The 22,712-nt window shown below is 39.4% G+C and carries 26 protein-coding genes and 3 pseudogenes; 17 read left to right on the plus strand and 12 right to left on the minus strand.

The window, feature by feature from the left end; all coding sequences use genetic code 11:
- The first annotated feature begins 67 nt into the window (after positions 1 to 67).
- The 5 genes from levD to H7F27_RS07685 all read left to right on the plus strand — a co-directional run bounded on the left by levD (position 68) and on the right by H7F27_RS07685 (position 4,844).
- The gene (gene levD / locus H7F27_RS07665) at positions 68 to 508 is read left to right on the plus strand and encodes a PTS fructose transporter subunit IIA (RefSeq protein WP_095713411.1); all 441 of its coding nucleotides are present in this window, start codon (positions 68 to 70) and stop codon (positions 506 to 508) included.
- On the plus strand, positions 508 to 1,008 hold the full coding sequence (locus H7F27_RS07670) for a PTS sugar transporter subunit IIB (protein WP_185848775.1): 501 nt from the start codon (positions 508 to 510) through the stop codon (positions 1,006 to 1,008). The genes levD and H7F27_RS07670 overlap by 1 nt, the downstream gene beginning before the upstream one ends.
- A gap of 4 nt (positions 1,009 to 1,012) precedes the next feature.
- Positions 1,013 to 1,819, plus strand: a complete 807-nt coding sequence (levF, locus tag H7F27_RS07675; protein ID WP_101861138.1) for a PTS fructose transporter subunit IIC — start codon at positions 1,013 to 1,015, stop codon at positions 1,817 to 1,819.
- A gap of 20 nt (positions 1,820 to 1,839) precedes the next feature.
- Entirely contained in the window at positions 1,840 to 2,667 is an 828-nt protein-coding gene (levG, locus tag H7F27_RS07680; RefSeq protein WP_024122268.1) for a PTS fructose transporter subunit IID, read from the plus strand.
- 140 nt (positions 2,668 to 2,807) lie between these two features.
- The gene (locus H7F27_RS07685; RefSeq protein WP_185848776.1) at positions 2,808 to 4,844 is read left to right on the plus strand and encodes a glycoside hydrolase family 32 protein; all 2,037 of its coding nucleotides are present in this window, start codon (positions 2,808 to 2,810) and stop codon (positions 4,842 to 4,844) included.
- Positions 4,845 to 4,941: 97 nt separating this feature from the next.
- On the opposite strand, the gene yraA is transcribed toward H7F27_RS07685, so the two are convergent.
- The 3 genes and pseudogenes from yraA to H7F27_RS20815 all read right to left on the minus strand — a co-directional run.
- Entirely contained in the window at positions 4,942 to 5,451 is a 510-nt protein-coding gene (gene yraA / locus H7F27_RS07690; RefSeq protein ID WP_069487145.1) for a cysteine protease YraA, read from the minus strand.
- Between the two features lie 299 nt (positions 5,452 to 5,750).
- Positions 5,751 to 6,800, minus strand: coding sequence for an NAD(P)-dependent alcohol dehydrogenase (locus H7F27_RS07695; protein WP_185848777.1), 1,050 nt, complete (start codon positions 6,798 to 6,800; stop codon positions 5,751 to 5,753).
- Between the two features lie 209 nt (positions 6,801 to 7,009).
- Positions 7,010 to 7,150 (minus strand): annotated as a pseudogene (locus tag H7F27_RS20815) (gamma-carboxymuconolactone decarboxylase); the annotation flags it as partial.
- 109 nt (positions 7,151 to 7,259) lie between these two features.
- On the opposite strand from H7F27_RS20815, the gene H7F27_RS07700 reads away from it, so the two are divergent.
- The 3 genes and pseudogenes from H7F27_RS07700 to H7F27_RS07710 all read left to right on the plus strand — a co-directional run bounded on the left by H7F27_RS07700 (position 7,260) and on the right by H7F27_RS07710 (position 8,357).
- Positions 7,260 to 7,664: an aldehyde stress transcriptional regulator AdhR gene (locus H7F27_RS07700; protein WP_024122264.1), complete on the plus strand. Its 405-nt coding sequence runs from the start codon at positions 7,260 to 7,262 to the stop codon at positions 7,662 to 7,664.
- A 55-nt stretch (positions 7,665 to 7,719) separates the two neighbouring features.
- Positions 7,720 to 7,935 (plus strand): annotated as a pseudogene (locus H7F27_RS07705) (aldo/keto reductase); the annotation flags it as partial.
- Positions 7,936 to 8,078: 143 nt separating this feature from the next.
- Positions 8,079 to 8,357 carry an HPr family phosphocarrier protein gene (locus H7F27_RS07710; protein ID WP_095713407.1) on the plus strand — a complete coding sequence of 93 codons (279 nt, stop codon included), beginning with the start codon at positions 8,079 to 8,081 and terminating at the stop codon, positions 8,355 to 8,357.
- A gap of 203 nt (positions 8,358 to 8,560) precedes the next feature.
- Here the strand turns inward: H7F27_RS07710 and H7F27_RS07715 are convergent, their stop codons facing one another.
- Complete coding sequence (locus tag H7F27_RS07715; protein ID WP_095713406.1) at positions 8,561 to 8,929, minus strand: CotD family spore coat protein; 369 nt, start codon at positions 8,927 to 8,929, stop codon at positions 8,561 to 8,563.
- A 264-nt stretch (positions 8,930 to 9,193) separates the two neighbouring features.
- Here H7F27_RS07715 and H7F27_RS07720 point away from each other — a divergent pair, with 264 nt between their 5' ends.
- The 4 genes from H7F27_RS07720 (at position 9,194) to H7F27_RS07735 (ending at position 12,086) form a co-directional block, all read left to right on the plus strand.
- On the plus strand, positions 9,194 to 9,892 hold the full coding sequence (locus H7F27_RS07720; protein ID WP_095713405.1) for an aspartate/glutamate racemase family protein: 699 nt from the start codon (positions 9,194 to 9,196) through the stop codon (positions 9,890 to 9,892).
- Between the two features lie 525 nt (positions 9,893 to 10,417).
- Complete coding sequence (locus tag H7F27_RS07725; protein WP_095713404.1) at positions 10,418 to 11,071, plus strand: VOC family protein; 654 nt, start codon at positions 10,418 to 10,420, stop codon at positions 11,069 to 11,071.
- Between the two features lie 250 nt (positions 11,072 to 11,321).
- A complete protein-coding gene (locus H7F27_RS07730) occupies positions 11,322 to 11,681 on the plus strand; it encodes an SH3 domain-containing protein (RefSeq protein ID WP_010335061.1) in 360 nt (119 codons plus the stop codon).
- Between the two features lie 48 nt (positions 11,682 to 11,729).
- Positions 11,730 to 12,086, plus strand: coding sequence for an SH3 domain-containing protein (locus H7F27_RS07735; RefSeq protein WP_004398671.1), 357 nt, complete (start codon positions 11,730 to 11,732; stop codon positions 12,084 to 12,086).
- 14 nt (positions 12,087 to 12,100) lie between these two features.
- On the opposite strand, the pseudogene H7F27_RS21120 reads toward H7F27_RS07735, so the two are convergent.
- Positions 12,101 to 12,318: pseudogene (locus H7F27_RS21120) on the minus strand (aldo/keto reductase); the annotation flags it as partial.
- 201 nt (positions 12,319 to 12,519) lie between these two features.
- On the opposite strand from H7F27_RS21120, the gene H7F27_RS07745 reads away from it, so the two are divergent.
- Together H7F27_RS07745 and H7F27_RS07750 are read left to right on the plus strand one after the other, a co-directional pair.
- On the plus strand, positions 12,520 to 13,278 hold the full coding sequence (locus tag H7F27_RS07745) for a metal-binding protein ZinT (RefSeq protein ID WP_103672571.1): 759 nt from the start codon (positions 12,520 to 12,522) through the stop codon (positions 13,276 to 13,278).
- Between the two features lie 317 nt (positions 13,279 to 13,595).
- Complete coding sequence (locus H7F27_RS07750) at positions 13,596 to 13,736, plus strand: hypothetical protein (protein ID WP_185848778.1); 141 nt, start codon at positions 13,596 to 13,598, stop codon at positions 13,734 to 13,736.
- Positions 13,737 to 13,919: 183 nt separating this feature from the next.
- Here the strand turns inward: H7F27_RS07750 and nikE are convergent, their stop codons facing one another.
- The 7 genes from nikE to H7F27_RS07785 form a co-directional block, all read right to left on the minus strand.
- Entirely contained in the window at positions 13,920 to 14,741 is an 822-nt protein-coding gene (gene nikE, locus H7F27_RS07755; protein ID WP_101861132.1) for a nickel import ATP-binding protein NikE, read from the minus strand.
- Positions 14,742 to 14,771: 30 nt separating this feature from the next.
- Entirely contained in the window at positions 14,772 to 15,599 is an 828-nt protein-coding gene (gene nikD, locus H7F27_RS07760; protein WP_024122257.1) for a nickel import ATP-binding protein NikD, read from the minus strand.
- Between the two features lie 18 nt (positions 15,600 to 15,617).
- On the minus strand, positions 15,618 to 16,448 hold the full coding sequence (gene nikC / locus H7F27_RS07765) for a nickel ABC transporter permease subunit NikC (protein WP_185848779.1): 831 nt from the start codon (positions 16,446 to 16,448) through the stop codon (positions 15,618 to 15,620).
- Positions 16,445 to 17,389 (minus strand): nickel ABC transporter permease subunit NikB, encoded by a 945-nt coding sequence (nikB, locus tag H7F27_RS07770; RefSeq protein WP_106022546.1) that lies wholly within the window; start codon positions 17,387 to 17,389, stop codon positions 16,445 to 16,447. The genes nikC and nikB overlap by 4 nt, the downstream gene beginning before the upstream one ends.
- A gap of 9 nt (positions 17,390 to 17,398) precedes the next feature.
- Positions 17,399 to 19,015 (minus strand): nickel ABC transporter substrate-binding protein, encoded by a 1,617-nt coding sequence (gene nikA, locus H7F27_RS07775; RefSeq protein WP_185848780.1) that lies wholly within the window; start codon positions 19,013 to 19,015, stop codon positions 17,399 to 17,401.
- Between the two features lie 769 nt (positions 19,016 to 19,784).
- Positions 19,785 to 19,874, minus strand: a complete 90-nt coding sequence (locus H7F27_RS07780; protein WP_024122253.1) for a YjcZ family sporulation protein — start codon at positions 19,872 to 19,874, stop codon at positions 19,785 to 19,787.
- A 171-nt stretch (positions 19,875 to 20,045) separates the two neighbouring features.
- Positions 20,046 to 20,162: a YjcZ family sporulation protein gene (locus H7F27_RS07785; protein WP_010335054.1), complete on the minus strand. Its 117-nt coding sequence runs from the start codon at positions 20,160 to 20,162 to the stop codon at positions 20,046 to 20,048.
- A 699-nt stretch (positions 20,163 to 20,861) separates the two neighbouring features.
- Here H7F27_RS07785 and H7F27_RS07790 point away from each other — a divergent pair.
- From H7F27_RS07790 to H7F27_RS07800, 3 genes are read left to right on the plus strand one after another with little or no spacing between them, the layout of a single operon-like run.
- A complete protein-coding gene (locus H7F27_RS07790; RefSeq protein ID WP_185848781.1) occupies positions 20,862 to 21,239 on the plus strand; it encodes a GntR family transcriptional regulator in 378 nt (125 codons plus the stop codon).
- The gene (locus H7F27_RS07795) at positions 21,239 to 22,099 is read left to right on the plus strand and encodes an ABC transporter ATP-binding protein (protein WP_185848782.1); all 861 of its coding nucleotides are present in this window, start codon (positions 21,239 to 21,241) and stop codon (positions 22,097 to 22,099) included. Before H7F27_RS07790 ends, H7F27_RS07795 begins: the two co-directional genes overlap by 1 nt.
- A gap of 49 nt (positions 22,100 to 22,148) precedes the next feature.
- Positions 22,149 to 22,709, plus strand: coding sequence for an ABC-2 transporter permease (locus H7F27_RS07800; RefSeq protein ID WP_260627363.1), 561 nt, complete (start codon positions 22,149 to 22,151; stop codon positions 22,707 to 22,709).
- The last annotated feature ends 3 nt before the right edge of the window (positions 22,710 to 22,712 follow it).

Genomic DNA, 22,712 nt, shown 5'->3' on the forward strand with positions numbered 1-22,712 from the left:
ACAGCTTCTTTGGCACGATACTTGCATTATAAATGGGTGTACGAAAAAGGAAAGGAGCAATCGTGTTATGATTTCAGTCATTATTAGCGGACATGGGGACTTTCCCATAGCATTAAAAGAATCTTCAGGCATGATATTCGGTGAAGAAAATCATCTGATAGCGGTGCCGTTTTTTAAAGGAGAGGGCATCCAAACGCTGCAAGAAAAATATCATCAGACGCTTCAGGATATTCCGAAAGAAAATGAGGTGCTTTTTTTAGTTGATATTTTTGGAGGCACACCGTATAACGCAGCGGCTTCCTTCATCGCTAAGGATCAAAGAATGGATATGGCTGCCGGCATAAACCTGCCGATACTACTGGAGGTTTTAAGCCTGAGAGAACATCTGAAACTCAAAGAATTGCTGAATCACTTAAAAAAAATGAGCCAGCAAAGCTTTCAAGTTTGCAGCGAACATTTAGAAAAAGCAAAAACAGTTTGTGAAGAAAAAAGAGAGGATGAACTATGATGAACATTACATTGGCAAGAATTGATGACCGCTTTATTCACGGCCAAATCCTGACAAGATGGATTAAAGTCCATGCAGCAGACCGAATCATCGTTGTGTCAGATGACGTTGCGCAGGATGAAATGAGAAAAACCCTGATCCTATCTGTTGCTCCTTCCAATGTAAAGGCGAGTGCCGTATCAATTTCTAAAATGGCAAAGGCGTTTCATAGTCCGCGCTACGAAGGGGTAACGGCGATGCTGCTGTTTGAAAACCCATCCGATATTGTATCTCTCATAGAAGCAGGCGTCCCTATCAAAACCGTAAATGTCGGAGGGATGCGTTTTGAGAATAATCGCCGGCAAATCACCAAATCAGTCAGCGTAACTGAAGAGGATATAGAGGCCTTTGAATCATTAAATGAATTAGGCGTCACACTGGAATTGAGGCAGCTGCCTTCTGATACCAGTGAAGACTTTATGGAGATTTTGAGAAATGTAACAAAATCATCAAGGGGATGAGATGATGACTTCAATACAAATTATTTTGTTGTTAATCATTGCAGCCATTACAGGTATTGCAAGTGTATTGGATGAAGGACAAACACACCGTCCGCTGATTGCCTGCACTTTGGTTGGCCTTGTGCTTGGTGATCTAAAAACAGGAATCATTTTAGGAGGAACGCTGGAGCTGATGGCGCTGGGCTGGATGAATGTCGGCCTCGCCATGGCGCCTGATACAGCCATTGCCTCTGTGATTTCAACCATTTTAGTGATTACCGCTGATCAAGGCATTGGTGAAGGCATTGCCGTCGCTGTTGCTTTGGCAGCTGCAGGTCAAGCGCTTACTATTTTTGTCCGAACGATTACTGTCTTTTTCATTCACCGTGCTGATAAATATGCCAGGGAGGGGAATATCAAAGGAATTGAAATTATGCATGTTACCGCCATGGTGTTTCAAGCGCTGCGTGTCATGATACCGACTTTGATTGTGGCCTTAATCAGTGTGAGCGCTGTTCAGGTGTTCTTGGGAAATATTCCGGAAGTCATTACCAAAGGTTTGCAAATAGGAGGAGGCATCATTGTTGTTGTGGGGTATGCAATGGTGATCAATATGATGAATATCCCTTATCTTAAGCCATTTTTCTATATTGGTTTTTTGTTGGCAGCGTTTACCGATTTCAATTTAGTAGGATTTGGCGCTCTTGGTCTCTGTCTGGCGCTTTTATACCAGCAGGTTATGCAAAAAAATAGCGCCCACGGGGCAGTCGCCGCAGCCGCAGACGGCAGCAATGCAGCTGTCTATGATGATGATGACGATCTTGATGCATAAGAATGAGGGGGGGATGAAAATTGGAGAAAGAAAAAAGATTAACAAAGAAAGACATTTTCAGTATGTTTATCCGTTCGAATTTCTTGCTCGGCTCATTTAACTTTGAACGTGTGCAGGCAATGGGATATTGCTATGTGATGATACCGGCGATAAAAAAATTGTACGGTCCGGGAGCGAAAAGAAACGCAGCTTTGCAGCGCCATTTGGAATGGTTTAATACACATCCGTGGCTGTCCGCACCCATATTTGGGGTGACAGCTGCCATGGAAGAAGAAATGGCGAACAATAAAGGAATAGACGGGAAAGCAATAAGCGGGATGAAAATCGGTTTAATGGGTCCGATAGCGGGTGTGGGCGATCCTATTTTCTGGGGAACCGTACGCCCCGTATTGGCTGCTTTAGGGGCTTCTCTTGCTTTAGGCGGAAACATTGCCGGTCCTCTGCTGTTCTTTTTCCTGCTGAATGCCATCAGATTAACCACAAAATATTACGGTTTAAAGTATGGCTATGTAAAAGGGATGGAGATTCTGCAGGATCTAGCAGGGAATCGTATTCAAAAACTGACAGAAGGTGCTTCCATCCTCGGGTTATTTGTGATGGGGGCTTTGGTCTCCAAGTGGACCACCATCAACATCCCGATCGTTGTTTCAAGAATTAAAGATGATAACGGAAAAGTTGACGTTCAAACTGTGCAAAATATTTTAGACAGCATTATGCCGGGGGTGCTGCCTTTAGGATTGACTTTATTAGTGGCATGGATGCTGCGAAAAGGAGTAAATCCGCTCCTTATTATAGTTGGCATATTTGTGATCGGTATTCTTGGCTATTGGGCTGGATTTCTGGCATAAGCGCTTAACGGGTAAAAAGGGGAGAACCTGCAGAAGTCTTTCTCATAACCTCATCATCATTCGATACAGCTTTTATCACGGATCACTCGTGCAGATGTCTCTCTTGAATGTTTTTAAATGTTAGAGAGGAGAGAATCAGAATGAAAAAGAAGCTAATTCAAGTCGTGATCCTATTCACCATGCTGTTTACTATGGCACTGCCAGTAAGTGCAGCCGATTCAAGCTACTATGATGAGGATTACCGTCCCCAATATCATTTCACACCAGAGGCAAACTGGATGAATGATCCAAATGGAATGGTTTATTATGCAGGGGAGTATCATTTGTTTTATCAGCATCATCCATACGGTCTGCAATGGGGGCCGATGCATTGGGGCCATGCAGTAAGCAAGGATTTAGTTCACTGGAAGCACCTTCCCATAGCGCTGTCACCTGATGAAAAAGGCACAATTTTTTCCGGGAGCGCAGTGGTCGATTGGAATAATACAAGCGGTTTTCAAACCGGAAAGGAGAAGCCGCTTGTCTCTATATATACGCAGGATCATGAAGACGGCCAAGTGCAAAGCGTCGCCTATAGTAATGATAAAGGCAGAACGTGGACGAAATACTCAGGTAATCCGGTCATTCCAAACCCGGGAAAAAAAGATTTTCGCGATCCGAAAGTGTTTTGGTATGAAAAAGATAAAAAGTGGGTGATGGTCCTGGCAGCTGGTGACCGAATACTCATTTATACATCAAAAAATCTGAAACAGTGGACATATGCAAGTGAGTTTGGACAAGGACAAGGAAGTCATGGAGGCGTATGGGAATGTCCGGATTTATTTGAGCTTCCTGTAGACGGCAATCCGAAACAAAAGAAATGGGTGATGCAAGTCAGTGTCGGAAACGGTGCGGTTTCAGGAGGATCAGGCATGCAATATTTTGTAGGAAGTTTTGATGGAACAACTTTCAAGAACGAAAACCCGTCAGACAAAGTATTATGGACCGACTACGGTAAAGACTTTTATGCGGCTGTTTCTTGGTCCGATGTTCCTTCTTCAGATGGACGGCGGCTTTGGCTAGGGTGGATGAGCAATTGGCAATATGCCAACGATGTTCCTACATCTCCATGGAGAAGTGCAATGACTATTCCAAGAGAAGTAAAATTGAAAGCGTTTTCTAAAGGGATCAGAGTTATTCAAACACCAGTAACAGAGCTGCAATCTATCAGGGGAGCCGCGCAGAAGTGGAAAAATAAGATTATATCGCCAGAGAGCAGTAATGTATTGGCGGGTATATCTGGAGATGCTTATGAAATGAATGCAGAGTTTCAAGTGAATCCAGGTTCGGCTTCTGAATTCGGTTTTAAGGTTCGAACAGGGAGAAATCAATATACAAAAGTCGGTTATCATCAAAAGAGCGGCAAACTGTTCGTTGACCGAAGCCAATCCGGAAATGTCACCTTTAATCCAACCTTTAACACTGGGAAGCAAGCAGCTCCGCTGAAGCCGGTAAATGGAAAGATAAAAATGCGTATTTTTGTTGACCGCTCTTCAGTCGAAGTATTTGGCAATGACGGGCAACAGGTGTTGACTGACATCATTCTTCCGGATAGATCAAGCAAAGGTCTTGAATTATATGCTGTTAATGGCCGTGTTAAGGTAAACTCCCTAACGATTCATCCTTTAAATAAAGCATGGGGAGCGTCACCGTTTATATCCAATTTGACTGGCTGGACAACTGTAAACGGTACGTGGGCCGACACAATTGATGGAAAACAAGGACGATCAGACGGCGATTCCTTCATGATGTCTTCAGCATCAGGAGCTGACTTCACTTATGAATCCGATATAATCATTAAGGATGGGAACGGAAAAGGGGCAGGGGCTCTTGTGTTTCGTTCTGATAAAGACGCACAAAACGGTTATGTAGCCAATGTGGATGCGAAACATGATCTTGTGAAATTTTTTAAATTTGAGGACGGGATTGCCTCTGTTATTGCCGAACACCAAACACCAATAGATATAAATAAAAAATATCATCTGAAAACTGTGGCTCATGGCGCTCACTTTAAAATATATTTGGATGACCGTCTAGTCATAGATGCTGAAGATTCTGCATTCTCAGAAGGTCAATTTGGCTTGAACGTTTGGGATGCTACAGCAGCCTTTCAGAATGTCAACGCAAAGGCTGATTAGAAAAGACAAAAGAGGCATTTTAAATGAAGGGAGAATAGAGATTCTTACACTTTCTCTATAAAAAAGGGCACAGACTCAAACTGTCTGTGCCTTTTTCTTATTTCAACAGGTTCAATGATTCGCGGTTAAATGCTTCCAAATCATCAGGTGTTCTGCTTGTTACAATGTTGTGGCTGACGACTACTTCTTCGTCTTTGTAATTTGCACCAGCGTTGATCAAGTCTTTGCGAATGCTGCGGTAGCCAGTGATGTCTTTGCCTTTCAGAAGATCCGTATCAATGAGTACCTGCGGGCCGTGGCAAATAGCGAAAACAGGTTTCTCATTTTCTACAAATGCTTTCGCAAATTCACCCGGCCGATCATCTCCGCGAAGCAAATCTGGGGAAAATCCTCCAGGAATCAATAGGGCATCGAATTCACTTGCATCTACGTCGGAGATTGCTTTGTCGATCTTCACTTTCTCGCCATGTTTACCGGTAACTTCCTTGCCTGCTTCCAAATCAATGGCAACGACGCTATGGCCAGCTTCTTCGTATGCCTTTACCGGACTTGTATATTCGATATCTTCGAATTGGTCTGTAACGAGAACAGCGATTTTTTTGCTCATATTTATACCTCCTATGAATTCCTATATACCATAGAATAACAGGCACGTTCATTTTCCTTCAAAATATTTGCTTGAGATGGTTTTCGCAAGAGTCCTGCGAAAGGATTGTTTATAGGTTTTATGGTTTTCATAGGGTAAAAGCGCAGCCAAAACGAGGCAGAAGGATTAGCGCTCTTCTTAACTTATTTCTTTTTTAAAAAAAGACTTTTTAAATGATTTTCACTGTGGAGCGGAGTGCAGTAAACAAAAGGCGAGGTAGCCAATAGTATGGCTACCTCACCTTTTACAACTATTCCGACTCATAATGTAGAGATATCAATAACGAATCGGTAGCGTACATCACTGCGAAGAACACGCTCATATGCTTCATCCACTTGATCGGCACGAATCACCTCAATTTTAGGTGCAATGCCATGCTGAGCAGCGAAATCAAGCATCTCTTGTGTTTCTGGAATTCCGCCGACAAGAGAACCCGCTAGGCTGCGGCGGCCCATGATTAAGGAGAATACACTATATTTGTCCGGCTCGGCCGGTGCCCCTACATTCACAAGGGTTCCGTCTATCCGAAGCATTGATAAATAGGCATCTACATCAAGGTTCGCGGATACTGTATTTAAGATTACGTCAAAACGCCCGGCCAATTCAGTAAATGTAGCTTGATTACTGGTTGCATAGTAATGGTCAGCCCCTAGTTCAAGGGCTTCCTCTTTCTTATTCATAGAGCGGCTCAGGACGGTTACCTCTGCACCCAAAGCATGCGCAAATTGAATCGCCAAATGACCAAGCCCGCCGACCCCTACAATCGCAACCTTTTTGCCTGGGCCGACGTTCCAGTGTTTTAGAGGGGAATAGGTTGTAATCCCTGCACACAGTAGAGGGCTGGCAACATCCATCTCCAAACTGTCCGGTATCCGAACAACGAACCTGTCAGTGACAACGATTTTTTGGCTGTACCCGCCATACGTCGGATTTCCATCATAGTCCAGTGAATTATAAGTTTGGACAACACCTTTAGTGCAGAACTGTTCCTCACCGCTGAGGCAGTATTCGCATTCTCCGCAGGAGTCAACAAAACAGCCGACGCCAACGCGATCTCCGACAGCAAATTTTGTGACTTCTGCTCCCACAGCCTCCACAACTCCGGCGATTTCGTGACCGGGAACCATCGGAAAAATTCCTCCGCCCCATTCATTGAACGCACTGTGGATATCGGAATGGCAAATACCGCTGAACTTAATGTCGATTAAGACGTCGTGCGGCCGTAATTCTCTTCTTTCAATTGTCGTCTGTTCAAATTTCGCTTTAGCATTTGGTACGCTTAATACACGAGTTTTATAATGATTACACATACAGACCTTCCTTTCATATAGTCAGTTTCCAGATAAGAACATGTCACTTGGTGTTTGTCATGTGTGTTCAACATCACTTTAAACCTTAAAGTCCACTTTAAGGCAAGAGTTTTTTTTAGAAACATATTTTTATAAAAGATTAAGAGTAAACACAATTATTGAAGAAATAATGCTTTTTTAACACTTAAGTTTGACTCAATGCGTTCATTTTATAATGCATCATACCATTCATCATAAGCAGGCTCTAACCAGTCCGTCTCTCCAGGAGTAATGGCTAAATGCACAAATCAACTGTCTTTTGTTGCGCCATGCCAATGTTTTACGTGCGGCGGAATATTCACGACATCTCCTGAAGAATGAGATTGAGGAATACGTCAGAGTTTAAACTTGGTTTCTTCTTGACTTAAAGTGAACTTTAAGTGTTATCTTCAAAAACAGCAGGATAAAGAGGTGAAAAATATGAATATTACGCAAGTGGCAAAACAGTTTGGCCTAACAGCCGCAACGCTCAGATATTATGAACGTGTTGGATTGATCCCGCCGGTAAAACGAAAAGAAAGCGGAATCCGCGATTATGATGAAGAAGATATCAAATGGGTTGAATTCATCAAATGCATGCGAAATGCTGGACTAACGATAGAAGCGTTAATTGAATATACAACGTTATTTACTGAAGGAGACCGAACAGTAGAAGCCCGCAAAAATATCCTGGCTGACGAAAGACAGCGATTGATAGAAAAGCGGAAAGAAATTGATGAAACAATAAAAAGATTAAATAAAAAAATTGAGGATTATGATGGGAAATTGCGCGAAAATGAGGACAAACTCAAAAGCAGACCTAAAACGGAAAGTTTTCATGGATAAGTACCAGTAAGGCTAGAATGAATTAAACAATTCCTTCTTTGTTAACATTTATCATAAAAGAGCAGGGGAAATCGCGGAAAAACGCGGTGTCTCCCGTATTCATATCGCGCTTGCCTGGTTGCTGCAGAAAGAGCCTGTAACAGCTCCTATTATCGGTGCTACGAAAATGTCACACCTTCAAGATGCCGTAGGTGCTCTTGCAGTTAAATTGATGCCTGCAGAAGTTAAGTTTCTAGAAGAACCATATGTACCTCACCGAATAGTTGGTCATCATGAATTATGCTCGAAAACGATATTGCTGGAAATCAACAAAATACTATGTTTCGGATTGAGAGAAAGAATAGAGGGCTTATGAATAAAAACTGGCCTATTCCAATTCTTTAAGGAATTCTAAGGCCTAAGGAGCAGGGGAGAATGATAGAAAAACAGTATACAATTATCGCGAGTACAGGCTTCGCACGTGCAGCAGTCTTGTTAGTACGTGCGGCTTGTAAATTCAGCTCTAGTATATATCTTGAATATCAAGGGGAAGCTGTCGATCTGAAAAATACACCCAAGTCCCTCATTGATGTGATGTCACTAGGAATTAAACCTAATACCCACATAAGGATAAGAGCTAATGGCGTTGACGAGAATCAGGCTTTACAAGCGATAGAAGATCATTTGCAAAAAAACAAGTTCACAAAGAAATGAGGAAGAAAACCTCTCTTTTTTTATCATTTTCAGGGACTCGCTCCAAGTCCCCCTTTTTTATACGAGCGTTTTGTTAAATGCTTATCTTTAAAGAAACCAACTCATTTCTCTTCATATTAATGCCGAAAATCTTATAATTGGAAAGGATAGGGTAATGAAAAAGGCATCCATAAGGATGCCTAAAATGAATCTTTACTGAATGATTACCTATTCCATCTTTTTACTGGTTTACAGCATGGATTTCTTAAGTCACTTCCACAATCATATTCCTCAACGATATTTTCATTCTCTGCAGATTGTGTCACTGGATAGTAATTTTCTACTCTTGTAACATTTCTATTAACATTAACAATATGAGTCGGCTGAACACGTCTAACAGTACGTTCATTGGTAGTCGTATTTACAACATTTCTTGTGGGAGAAACAATTGTTTCTACATTGTTGCCTCCGTTACCTCCATTACCCCCATTAAAACCATTGAAGCCATTGAAGCTATTGGTACCGTTGTTCCCGCGACGAGAGCCGAACATGAATTCGTCCACACTTCTTAACCCACCGTTGCTGCAGCTCATCAAAATCACCCTCTCAAAAAATCTTGTCTTACAATATAAGTTATGATGAAGAAAAAAGGTTGTCCTAGACAAGAAACTCATATTATCGATACACATGACAAGTAAGGGGGCAAAGTTTTCTGTCATTTTGATTATATTTCCACCGTAGCTACGGGCCTGGAAGACCAATCAATCATTTTATACTTGATAATAGCAGTCCTGGTATTAAAATGACTTATATATTAAAATACTAATAATATTTCGAATTTTAAATCGAGGTGGGCTATGAAAACGATTGGTCTTATTGGCGGAATGAGTTGGGAGTCGTCGGCTGAGTACTATCGAATTATCAATGAGGAAATAAAAAAGAAGTTAGGGGGGTTACATTCTGCAAAGTGTCTTTTGTACAGTGTTAATTTTAAAGAGATTGAACACTTTCAATCAGAAGGAGCTTGGAATAAAGCTGGTAAAACCTTGGGGGAAGCAGCAAGATCATTAGAAAAAGCCGGAGCAGATTTTATTGTAATATGCACAAACACTATGCACAAAGTAATTAGTGATATCCAAGCAATGATCACAATACCTATTTTACATATTGCCGATGCAACTGCTGATCAAATGAACAGACAAGATATTCGTTCAGCAGGATTACTTGGTACCAAATATACAATGGAGCAAAATTTTTATAAAACTCGTATTGAGACTCATGGCATTAATATTATTGTGCCTAATGATAATGAAAGAGAATTAATAAATAATATTATCTATCAAGAACTATGTTTGGGTGAAATTAAACAGTCATCGAAAAACATTTATCACACAATCATAAATAATTTGATGAATAGAGGAGCGGAGGGAATAATTCTCGGATGTACTGAAATTGGATTACTAGTAAAAGCTGAAGATTTCAAAGTGCCAATATTTGATACAACCTTAATCCATGCTCGAGAAGCAGTGAATAAATCTCTTTCGATTTCATCTTAGAATCAGTTCCTTCCTATACTCTAAAACCGTTTTTTAAGAGCGGTTTTTTTATTATGTTTATACAAGTCATAAAATAGGAGGCTCTTTATAGGGGTGATAATATTATGATCCTTTCCACTGAAAATTGTGTTTGAAGATATTGAAGACGGCAGCAAGGTCTCACTAACACAATAGATAGACTTTGAAAACAATTGCGTAGTGAGGTGAGTATATCTGTTCTTATATACTAAACGGTATACCTATCCAGTTTTAGACATGACACGGGTGACGAGTTCAGGAATCAGATGACAATCCTGAAGCCTATGCCTAGGTATAGATTGATGATGACCTTACTTCAGCTGTACAGATTTTTGAAATGAAAAACCAAGGTGATTCATTTCATCCATCCTTAAAGCTAATGAATAATAATGAAAAACAAATTTATGTAGTTTTTTATTTTTCAGTCTAATGATGTAGATTAAATAAGCTAAATGTAGAAAGAATTTGTTTCTCATTTTAGATATATTAAGAGAGGGGGTGTGAATAATGAAAATAAAAAATCTTGAAATATTTGTTTCTCATTTTAATCAAACTGTAAGCTTTTATAAAGATATCCTTCAATTTAAAAGGCTGGCGTTAACTGATACATTAGCCACATTTCAAGTGGGAGAAAGCATTTTAACCTTGCATCAAGACGAAGTGAATCAATATTACTATCATTTTGCGTTTAATATCCATTCGAATATTTTCGCAGAAGCAAAAGAATGGCTGAAAAAGAAGGTTAATTTACTTGAAGAAAATGGTGATGATGAAGTATATTTTGCAAATGCAAAGGCAAGATCGATATATTTTGAAGATCCAGCAGGTAATATTGTTGAGTTTATTTCTCGATTAGAAACCTCTCCGGAAACGAGGTCAAAAGAATTCACGCCCGACAATGTAATAGGGATAAGTGAGATTGGTTTATCTACGAATCATGTTAAAGAATGTTTTGACTACCTTTTAAAGTTGGGAATCCGGCAAAGAAATGATGAACCTTTCTCAAAAAACCATTTACATTTCATGGGGGAGTATAAAGAAGGAGTCTATATTTTATTAGGTCCTGTCGGAAGAAGGTGGATATTCTCGGATAAATACAGTATAGATGCACCACTTATGATTGAAACTGACCGAGGGATCATCAAAAATTTTGATGAGTAGTCAAGCTTTTAATTGGTGTGTGACATATCTTTCATGCATTATTTTTGCTTGCATTGTCATCCCTATATTCCCAAATTTTATCCTCTCTTCTGTCGGAAAATTCAGTAATAATGGCACTTCTCATATACCTGTGTGATGGTAATATGATCAATATATGTAAACGAAAGGAGCGAAGATGGTCTGCCGAATCATTCCTGAACTGAATGTAAGAAAACCAGACGCAGGACATTTATTGTGAGGAGGATATAAGTTGAGAAAGTTAAAAATGGCAAGTTTATTAACCGTTATGATGGCGTCATTCTTCATTTTTTCTAGTCATGCACAAGCAGTTCAGTATTACACTGTCTCAACAAGCAGCGGTGCTCCCGTAAATATGCGCAGCGGCCCAGGTACAAGTTGGGGGATTGTAACGACTATTCCGAGCGGAACCCGCATCCCGATCTACTGCTACAAAACCGGTACAACTGTAACTGGAAAGTATGGAACGAGTAATATTTGGAACTACACAGAACGGACGCTTGCCAGCGGGGAGATCGTTCCTGGATTTGTCTCTGATACATATATGTATACAGGATCAGACGGCCCGGTAGTTCCTAAATGCAGCTGGTAGCATATGTATCGTTCTTAAAATGAAGAAATTGAAGAAAGAGGGATGACATTGACTAAACTGAAAATGCTGAGTATGTTAACCGTGATGATCGCATCATTATTCATTTTTTCCAGTCAGGCACTTGCCGTTCAGTACTTTACTGTCTCAACAAGCAGCGGTGCGCCTGTAAATATGCGCAGCGGTCCAGGTACAAACTATCCTATTATGCTTTCCATTCCTAGCGGTTCACGTGTTCCTTACTATTGTTACGCTTATGGGACGACTGTTACTGGAAAGTATGGAACGAGTAATATTTGGGATCAAATCCAGTGGAAAGATTCACGTGGTGTCGTGAACATTGGATATGTTTCTGACACATATGTCTACACAGGTTCAGACGGCCCTGTCGGTTACAAATGCAACTAGCTATATAATTCGTACAATAGAGTCTCTTCTTTGGGCCTATCTGAGAGAAACCATACCAACAATGTTGGTATGGTTTTTGCTATTATTATGTCTTCCGCACCTGCATTTGTGGGAATGCCGCTATCGAGCGCTTCATCTATAATATGGAACGCGGTCTTTTCATCTGTATCGAGCCACCTAAACATAAACGGCTGACCCGCAATCCTGTTCTTCCTAAAAAGGTGTACTTCACAACAAATCTCTCCTCATGGAATATCGTAGATTTTCGCATTTTAAAAGAATTTCTGATTAACAAAGTAGGATTCTAATGAAATCGCCATCTGCTCCCAGCAACATTCAAGCGAGATTAGGAGCATTTTCCCTTTGATTTTTGAACAAGATAATTGTATAATACAAATCGTAATTATTTCGGTTTGGGAAAAGGAGTGTTGTAATGAAAATTTTATTTGCAAAGAGATTAGGGATATTTATGATTGGTTTATTACTAATATTGGCAGGATGTCAGACTTCAGGTTCATCTAAAGGTGAGTCTAATAAAACAGCAACATCATCCTCAGCAGGTGAAGAAAACTCTTCTAACACGCAAGAGCAAACATCAGAATCTCATGATCACGATCACGATCATAGTCATAGTCATGCACATGGTGAAGAGACAGAAAAAATTCATGAAGGCGATTTTAAAAACAGCCAAGTAAAGGATCGTTCACTTTCTGATTGGGAAGGAGACTGGCAATCGGTATATCCATACCTGCAAGATGGTACTCTTGACGAAGTATTCTCATATAAATCAGAACATGAAGGTGACAAGACAGCTGAAGAATATAAAGAGTATTATAAAAAAGGGTATAAAACAGATGTTGACCGTATCTTAATTCAAAAAGATGCTGTAACGTTCTTCAAAAACGGAAAAGAATATTCTGGTAAGTATACGTATGACGGGTACGAAATTCTAACATATGATGGGGGCAATAGAGGGGTAAGATACATATTCAAACGAGCTAAAAAAGCTGAAGGACTTCCTCAGTATATTCAGTTTAGCGATCACAGTATCTACCCGACTAAAGCTAGCCATTACCATCTGTATTGGGGTGAGGACCGTGAAGCTTTACTTGATGAAGTGAAAAACTGGCCTACCTACTACCCGTCAGAAATGGACGGACACGATATTGCCCATGATATGATGGCGCATTAAATGAAGAGGAACATACCGTGAATTATGGCATTTCTTCTACACAAACGGTTTTTTTCACTATGGAAAATTGATAGAATGGGGAAAAACAAGCTTAGTCTAGTCCCTTATGGAGTTTGAATGTTTAAATACTTTTAGCTGCTGACTCCTCGTCAGCAGCTTTTTTGCCCTCTTTCGTTTTTATCCGTTTCTTTCTCTTCGCAACGGGGATTGACGGCTCATTAACAAAGTTAAGATACGATCAATATTAACTTGACGGTTGGGAAAAAGCATTTTGAAGATAGGGTGAAGAGTAAGGGAGAGTATGAGGAAAAAATGAAATGACTAAAGATGAAGAAGCTCTGGTATTATTTCAAAGTTCTGTGAATGTATGTTATGCGAACACAACAACGAAAGCAAAAACAGTTAGAAAAAGAACCAATGATTTAAAGCCAACGGTTCTTTTTCAATGTCATATTTAAAGCAGGAACATTGGTTAAAATGTGGCATGTGTAGCCGTGAGTTGAAAGCAGTTAACGGTGCAACCGTTCTATTGAAATCAGCACTCCATGCTTTGAACAACAAGAGACATGCCGTACTTGTTAAAGCAAATATTATGAAAAAACGATGTAACCGGGAATGCTATATATCTACACGCGATTTTCTTATTGTAGCGTCATTCCTCTTCCTATCGAACGAAAGCGCGGGTGTTCTGCAAGTATGGAGCTTCTCATTTCTTTTACTGCTGGATGGTCTGATGCAAAGAACTGAAGTTTGGACTCGTATAGCTCAACTAATTTTCCGTTATCTAGTACACCTAATGTGTCACTCAATTGATAAGCGGCTTTCAAATCATGCGTAATAAAAAAATACGATAACCCAAACTCGTCTTTGAGCTCTTTTAACAAATCGAGTATAAGCGTTTGGGTAACCATGTCCAGACTGCTGACTGATTCGTCTAAAACGATCAGTTTCGGTTTGAGCGAGATTGCTCTGGCGATATTGATTCGCTGCAATTGCCCGCCGCTGAATTGGTGCGGATATTTTGTTAAATCATTTTCACTTAGGCCTACTCTTTCCAACAACTCAATAATGGTTCGTCTTTGTTCCGCCGCAGTGAGGGTTTCATAGTTTTCTAATGGTTCTGCAATAATCTGTTCCGCCGTCATTCGCGGGTTGACGGACGAGTATGAATCTTGAAAGACAGCTTGAAGGTCACGACGGATTTTTCGCCGGATCGATTTATCTACGCTATACATATCATGCCCTTGAAAAAGGATTTGACCTGATTGCGGCCGTTCTAAACCAAGCAACACTTTTCCCAATGTACTCTTACCGGCTCCACTTGGCCCAATCAAGCCTAAGCATGTACCCTTCTCAATCGAAAAGCTGACATCGGATAGGACTTGTTTAGATTGAAATTTCCATTTGAATAATGAACGCTCCGCATAACGATGAGAGACTTCTTTCACTTGTAATAAACTCACTTGTTCACCTCATTAAAATGCGCTCTTTCGTCAAATTGACCCAATGGCACGTTCATCAATTGGCAATGTCAAACGTGCACCTAATAGCTTCTTTGTATATTCATGCTTTGGTGCATCAAACAGCTGAAGCACATCTGCTTTTTCTGTGATTCTTCCTTTCTGCATCACAGCGACTTCATCCGCCATTTCAGCAATGACGCCCAGATCATGAGATATAAGCAAAATCGCCGTTCCACATTCAGAGCGCATGGCGTCTAAATGTTTCAGCACGGTTTTCTGATTATTTACGTCTAGTGCGGTTGTGGGCTCATCCGCAATGAGAATGCTTGGATGTAAGCATACCGCGGTTGCAATCATCACCCGTTGAAGCATTCCGCCGCTTAATTGAAAAGGGTAAGATTTTAAAAGTTTAATAGGATTGGATAAGCTCACATTATGCAACGCTTCGATTGCAAGCTCCTTTGCCTGCTTTTTGTTAAAAGACGTATGAGTGCGAATCGTTTCAATCATTTGATGACCAATCGTAAAAACGGGGGTAAAAGCGTTCATCGGATTTTGCATAATATAGGAAATTTCTTTGCCTCGTATTTTGCGCATTTCTTTATCTGCCAATCCGTTTAATTCTCGGCCTAGTAGTGAAATGCTTCCTTTCACCTTGGTTGTTTTCTGATCAAGCATCTGAAGAATGGACATGCCTGTTACTGTTTTTCCACATCCGCTCTCACCAATCAGGCCAAGGACTTGACCGCGCTTCAGTTCGAAATTGACGTCTTGCACTAGAGTAGAAACTCCTTTGTGCGTTTTGGCCTGTACATGCAAATCTCTAACTTGCAGCACCGGTGATTGTTCTGTTCCCAACTTCCTCATTCCTTTTTATCATCGACGTTTGACTCCGTATTTTTCTGATAAGCTCTCGCCTAATAAATTGAACGTTACAACCACAATCATGATCATCATCCCTGGATAAATCATCAACTCAGGGTTCGTCCGGATATACGATTTACCTTCATGAATTATCGCTCCCCATTCCGCAGCCGGTGGCTGGACGCCTAATCCAAGAAACGACATAGCGGATATGTCCATAATGGCCCAGCCCATTTCCAATGTACCCATGACAACGAGGGGAGGGAGCACATTAGGTATGATATGTTTTTTCAGAATCTTCCATTGTGATGATCCATTGATTTGTGCGGCTTTCATAAAGTTCTCCTCTTTGAGACTAAGCACCATTCCTCTAAAGATTCTCGCATAATAGACCCATTGCACAAGCATGAGGGCAAGAATGACTTGAGGAAGTCCAGGTCCGAATATGCCCACTAGACCAAGAACTAAAATTAAGTTCGGAAAGGCCATCACACCATCACAACATCTCATTAACAGATGATCAATCCATCCGCCTTTATATCCCGAAATCGTACCGACGATGAGACCGATCACAAGTGAGGAAATAAAAATGAGCACTGCAAATCCCAAAGAAATTCGTGTTCCGTACAAAAGGCGGGATAAGTTGCATCTTCCTAAATGATCAGTTCCTAAAGGGAACTCCAAGGATGGAGGGTGCAGCTTATATGCCAAATGAACAGCAACAGGGTTATTCGGCGCAATCCAAGGGGCAAATACAGCAATGAGAAATAGAATTGATAATATGATGATACATGCTGTTATCACTTTTTGACTTTTACATATCATGCGTATGCTTGTGATCATCGAAACTGCCCTTCTTTCCTGGAAATGCGCGGATCAATAAACATTTGAATGAGATCAACGATTAAGCTACTCAATATAAAAAATGTGGCGGCTATGAACACATAGCATTGAATGACAGGGATGTCACGATTGAAAATGGCCTCAATAAAATAACGGCCAAAGCCAGGCCAAGAAAAAACCACTTCAACAATAATGGTTCCGGTGAGAAGTTTGCCAAGATTCATTCCTAGGCCTGTAATCATCGGAGAAATGGCCATTTTCAATACATGCTTAGCCATAATGCTTTTATTCTTCAAGCCTCTGATTTTTGCGTATTGTACATATGGTTCTTGCAGGTTTTCTATAACACTGGCGCGCAAAAGTCTTGTATACATAGCAATTAAAGGAAGCGCCAGCGTCATTGACGGCAGTACGAGGTGCTGCCATGTCCCAATTCCTTCTACTGGAAAAAGATCTAATTGAACAGAAAAGAAAAAAATCAACATATACCCTAACCAAAAAGTCGGAATGGATGCCCCGAAAAAGGAAATGAAGCGACTGATATGATCAATTGCGCGATTTCTTTTCATTCCCGCAAGGAAGCCGAGAGGCACACTGACAACCACCGCGATCAATAAACTACCAAGCGCAAGTTCGATCGTTGCTGGCATTCGGAGTGTAACCTCGTCCCAAACCGGCTTATTCGAAACATAAGAAATGCCGAAATCGAATTGGCATTTCTTCAAAATAGAGTTTACATATTGGATATAGAAAGGTTGATCTAAGCCAAACTCATGTCTTTTTTGCTCTAAAATGTCATCGGTTGGCTGGATATGCGCTGCGGCTACATACGCTTCAGCCGGGTCAACCGGTGAGAGTTGAATCATTCCAGTTGTCAGAAGTGTAGCTAAAAGAAACACTGGTATGATGGACATGATTCGTTTCAATATATAGATGCCCATAAAAGCCTCCTACTGCTTAATGCGAATACCTGTAAATGGATGTTCATCACGGTTGGCAGGGAAAGTAAAGTCTGTAATATTCTTTTGGTAGATCGCTGTCTTTTTTATATAAGAGATAGGAACGATAGCTCCCTGATCTTGAAGGGATGTTAAAATAGATGAGTAAAGAAGTTGACGCTCTTTTTTATCAGTTGTTTTGGGAACTTTTGCCATCTGCTTCAATAGCTCATCCTTGTTTGGATATGCCGAAATCGCTTCATTAAATCCAAATCCTTTTGACGCGACAATGTTTACAAATGTATGCGGATCATAAGGTGCGCCATAGTTGCTAAAGAAGTTCATATCAAATTCATTCGCTTTGAACCGTTTAACCTGAGTCGCCAATTCTACTCCTTCAAGATTCAACTTCACCCCAATCGCTGCCCACTCTGCTTGCAGCGTTTCTGCCATTGCTTTTTGAATGGATTCCGCTGAATCATACATTAAACTAAATTCAAGAGGCTTTCCGTCTTTCTCACGCACCGTCTTGCCATTCGGAAGCTTCCAACCTGCTGCATCTAATAACGCTCCCGCTTTTTCCGCATCATATTTCACTGGCTTTACATCAATATCAGACGTGTATGGGAAGGTTGTCGGCAAAATATGATCTGCTTTTTCTTCTAATCCGGAGGTAATGCCTTCCACCATGGCGTCTTTATTAAAGCCATAGTGCAGGGCTTGGCGAACACGTTCATCAGAAAGCTGTTCTTTTTTTGTATTCATGACAAGCTGTCTCGTCGCCACCGGTTCGGAAAGGCTTGTTTCATATTGACCTGTCGATTGCAGCTGCTTATATGCATCCAAACTGATGACGCCTTCACCGTAAATTAAGTCCAGTTCACCTTTTTCAAATGCAAGTACTCTTGTTTCTGCGTCTGGGATGACTTTCACCTTGATTTTCTCGACTTTAGGCTTTTCACCCCAATAATTTTCATTGCGTTTAAAAATCGCATATTCATCGGTTTTATGCTCTTCCAATACCCATGGACCCGTCCCGACCGGTTTTGCTACACCTTTTGATGTATCGCCATCCTTAGGGAACCCAGCCTCTCCTAAAATCCGAACAGGCCGTACAACTGCAAGCTCCTGAATGGTTGGATAATATGATTCAGTCAGTGTCAATTGAAATGTATGATTATCGATCACTTTTGTTTGAGCTATTTTTGTAATAAATCCTAACCAGCTATGTAACTCAGGATGTTTTAAAATGGAGTCAAAATTCTTTTTCACGATTTTTGCATTAAATGTTGTCCCGTCAGAAAATGTTACATTCTTACGCAAATGAAACGTATACACTTTGCCGTCATGAGATATATCCCAAGACTCAGCCAAATGCGGTTTAAGCTTTCCGCCCGCTTCATAAGAGACCAAAGGCTCGTACACCATTGACTGCGTAAACAATTGGGAAGGATTATAGACATGTGGGTTTATTTCTCCTATATCTCTAGGCCAAGCAATTGTGACCATACTGTGAGGATCTTTCTTCTCTGTTTGTCCTGCATTTGTACATCCTGCTAATAAAATAGAAAAGATGAGTATCGATACGAAAGTAAATTTAATTTTCAAACGAATCTTCCCACTAAGCATCTGTATTTCCCCCTAATTGATGTTGATAATCATTTTCATTTTAAGGAGGCAGCATACCCTTGTCAATGTAAGAATATAGGTATTGTTTTGGAACCCGATGTTCTGCCAACGGCAGTGGGCGGTATTCGCAACAAAAACAAGTAATTGATTTCGAAAAGGGTAACAAGTAATCCTTCGAATAATTAAGATGCAACCGACTTATCATAACCAGAACGGGAAAAGTTGTCATATTTTACTATCTTTTAATGGTGGAGAAGATCTCTCCGAAAACTGAGGAGTTGGAAAAACTGAGTCAAATTAATCTACTTCTAAGATTTTCACTTGAAGTGCTGCAGTCATTTTCATAGGGTGTGTGTGCTTAGAATATGCTTTAACTTTAGCTTTACCAATTGTAGTGATTTATTATCTGGTCCATATTTGCAGGCAATGATCCTAGTCGAAGCGGTCTAACTGTAATAGCCGTGAACAAGATTATTTATTGAATTATTGATCTTTGTAACTTTTTTTGTTTTATATTGCTACACTATATAACTTCAGCTGAGCGTATAAAATGGCTCTGGATCAATATGAATGATGTAAGGTAAAACTGTGGACGTTTTAAAAAAGCTCATAGAGTTTCAGAAAGATGAAGATTTGTAATTTATATTTCCCTGGTACAGAAACTTTGTCAGGATAATGAGTAATCACATTACAAAACGCCATAAAGGTTTCTTATGGCGTTTAGCCGAACAGGGAGGTGCTGCTACGGAGGAGTTAGTCTAGATTTAACTTAATATCTAAAGAAAGCTGCTCCGACAATGATTAACAAGATGAATAGCACCACGATTAACGCGAAGGAACTACCGTAACCATTAGACATATTGCCACCTCCTTTAGTGAGGGTAGTATAAGATATGCCAAACGATCGTTTTCGACATAGATTTACGTCTAAATAAGAAAAAATGAATTTTTTGTCTAAAAAACAAATTAAAACGCCATAAAAGTTTCTTATGGCGTCAAACAGAACAGGGAGGTACTCCTGCATATAGGGTTAAATAGGAACGCCTTCTGGATAGCCTCCGAAGAAAGCTGCTCCAACAATGATTAGTAAGATGAATAGCACCACGATTAATGCGAAGGAGCTACCACAACCATTTGAGTATCCCATATGTCCACCTCCTTTAAAAGAGGATAGTACATGATATGCGGGGGCGAGTTACTTCGAAAGGGATGCTAGTTGAAATGAATTTTAAAATGATTTTTTAGTCTAAGTTGAAATTGAGAGCATTGAAAGGGCAACAATACCAATATAGACGGATTTATGGAACGAAAACGAAATCGGAAATTGAGTCTCTCTTGAAATAATCAGGAGAAAATACGTCAACACACCATTATATACCTGCTCATTTTTATATGCACCTCTGCTTGGATATTATGTTCTGAGCAGGAGGTGCTTATTTTCGTTTGTATTTCCCGACTGTTACACTCCGTAAAGGAAACTTTTGATCATGAGCACTACATTACCGAACTTCTATTATCTCTATAAATGAATGTGTACATTATTAAAAATTTTATCCTCATTCTTATGTAATTTGTGTTTCTTTCTGATTTGGAGTGTAAACATAATTAACTTTCTATACATAATTAGCAATTTAAATATAAATTGAGTGAAGAAATAAACCTTCTCAACTATCCCTCTGTTGTCTTGGCAATGCTTCATGCACCTTACAAGTGAATGAAGCATTATAGCCCTATACTTAACCAAACGATAAACTCGAAGGATTGGATTAAAAAAGAGTTGTATTCTGATATTAATTTGGATATATTGTATATAAAGTATATATACAATATGATAGTGGGGTTTTATATGCAAATTATCATTTCAAATCATTCAAAAGAACCTATTTATGTGCAAATTTATGCTCAAATTAAAAAACATATTTTGACCAATGAATTACATGCAGGGCAATCCTTACCTTCAATGCGACAGTTAGCGAAGGATTTGGATATAAGTGTTATTACAACGAAACGTGCCTATGAGGAACTTGAGAAGAACGGATTCATATATTCGGTTGTTGGGAAAGGTTCTTTTGTATCGGAGCAGGACAGTGAGATGATGAAAGAAAGAAAAATGAAGGTAATTGAAGAGCAATTGTTGACGGCAATTCAAAACAGTAAAGAAATGGGCATCTCACTTACAGAATTAAAGGACATACTTACACTGTTATATAGGGAGGAAGAATAGTGGAAAATGTTATTGAATTCAAACATGTTTATAAATCATTTGGTGATTTTCAGCTAAAAGATATTTCAATGACAGTTAAAAAAGGATTTATAACGGGTTTTATCGGTGGTAATGGTGTTGGAAAATCTACAACGATTAAACTTATGATGAACTTATTGCAACCAGATAGCGGATCGATTTCAATATTTGGGTTAGATCATAAAGCACATGAAAAAGAAATAAAGCAACGGATTGGTTTTGTATTTGATGAAAATATTTTCTACGCACATTTAACATTAGCAGAAATGAAGGAGATTATAAGGCCCTGCTATATGAAATGGGATGATCGCCTATTTAATTTCTATGTTGAAAAATTTGAACTGCCGTTAAATAAAAAAATCAAATCATTTTCTAAAGGAATGATGATGAAAGCTTCTTTATCAATAGCCTTATCACACCATGCAGAGTTAATTATTATGGATGAACCCACATCGGGATTAGATCCAATATTTCGCAGGGAGTTTCTAGATATACTACATAATATAATGCAAGATGGAAAGAAAACGATCTTCTTTTCTACTCATATTACAACAGATTTAGACCGTATTGCAGATTATATTACTTTTATTCATAATGGTGAGCATATTTTCACAAAGAAATCGTATCAAATTCAAGAAGAGTATGCCATTGTAAAAGGAGGCGCGGAGTTATTAGATCGAGATACAGAACAGGAGTTTATTTCCATCCGGAAATCTAATGCTGGTTTTGAGGCATTAACAGCCAATAAAGCACGTATAGAAGATGTGTTTGGTGACTTAGTTTTGATCGAAAAACCAACGATTGAAGAGCTGATGTTCTATACAAAGAAAGGGGCTAAATAGGGTGTTTCACTTAATAAGAAAAGATATCATTTTACAAAAGAAATCTCTTATGATATTATTGCCTGCTTTATTTGTTTATTTAACGTTAAATATATCATATATCTGGTCAGGTTTTGTATTTAGTATTGTCATAATAATGAACGCGTTTTCAATGGATGAAAAAGCCCGAATAAATATCCTGCTGAATTCACTGCCATATACACGCAGGGAAATCGTTAGTTCAAAGTACATTGGAGTACTTATTTTTACTTTTATTGTAGTGCTTACAATTGTTATTGGAAATTTGATCATTCATAGAGAACTAACAATATGGATCGATCTTATGTATATAGTATGCCTTGTGATGGTATCTGCTTCATTTATCTTTCCATTTAGTTATCAGTTTAACAGCCGATATTTGTTCAAAGGCTCACTTGTTTTATTCGGTATTTATATGGTGTTGATTAATACCTTGTTCCGAAATGTGAACGATATAATCAGAGAAAATGTTCGAATATTATTATCATTACAAAATCTTAATGTTTATTTATTAATTCTATTTTCGGTTATTATTCTATATGTTTGTTCTTGGCTTCTGTCGATTCGTATTTATAGAAATAAAGCATTTTAAAGG

Origin of the sequence: Bacillus sp. PAMC26543, from assembly GCF_014250375.1 — a bacterium.
Classification (GTDB): domain Bacteria; phylum Bacillota; class Bacilli; order Bacillales; family Bacillaceae; genus Bacillus; species Bacillus halotolerans.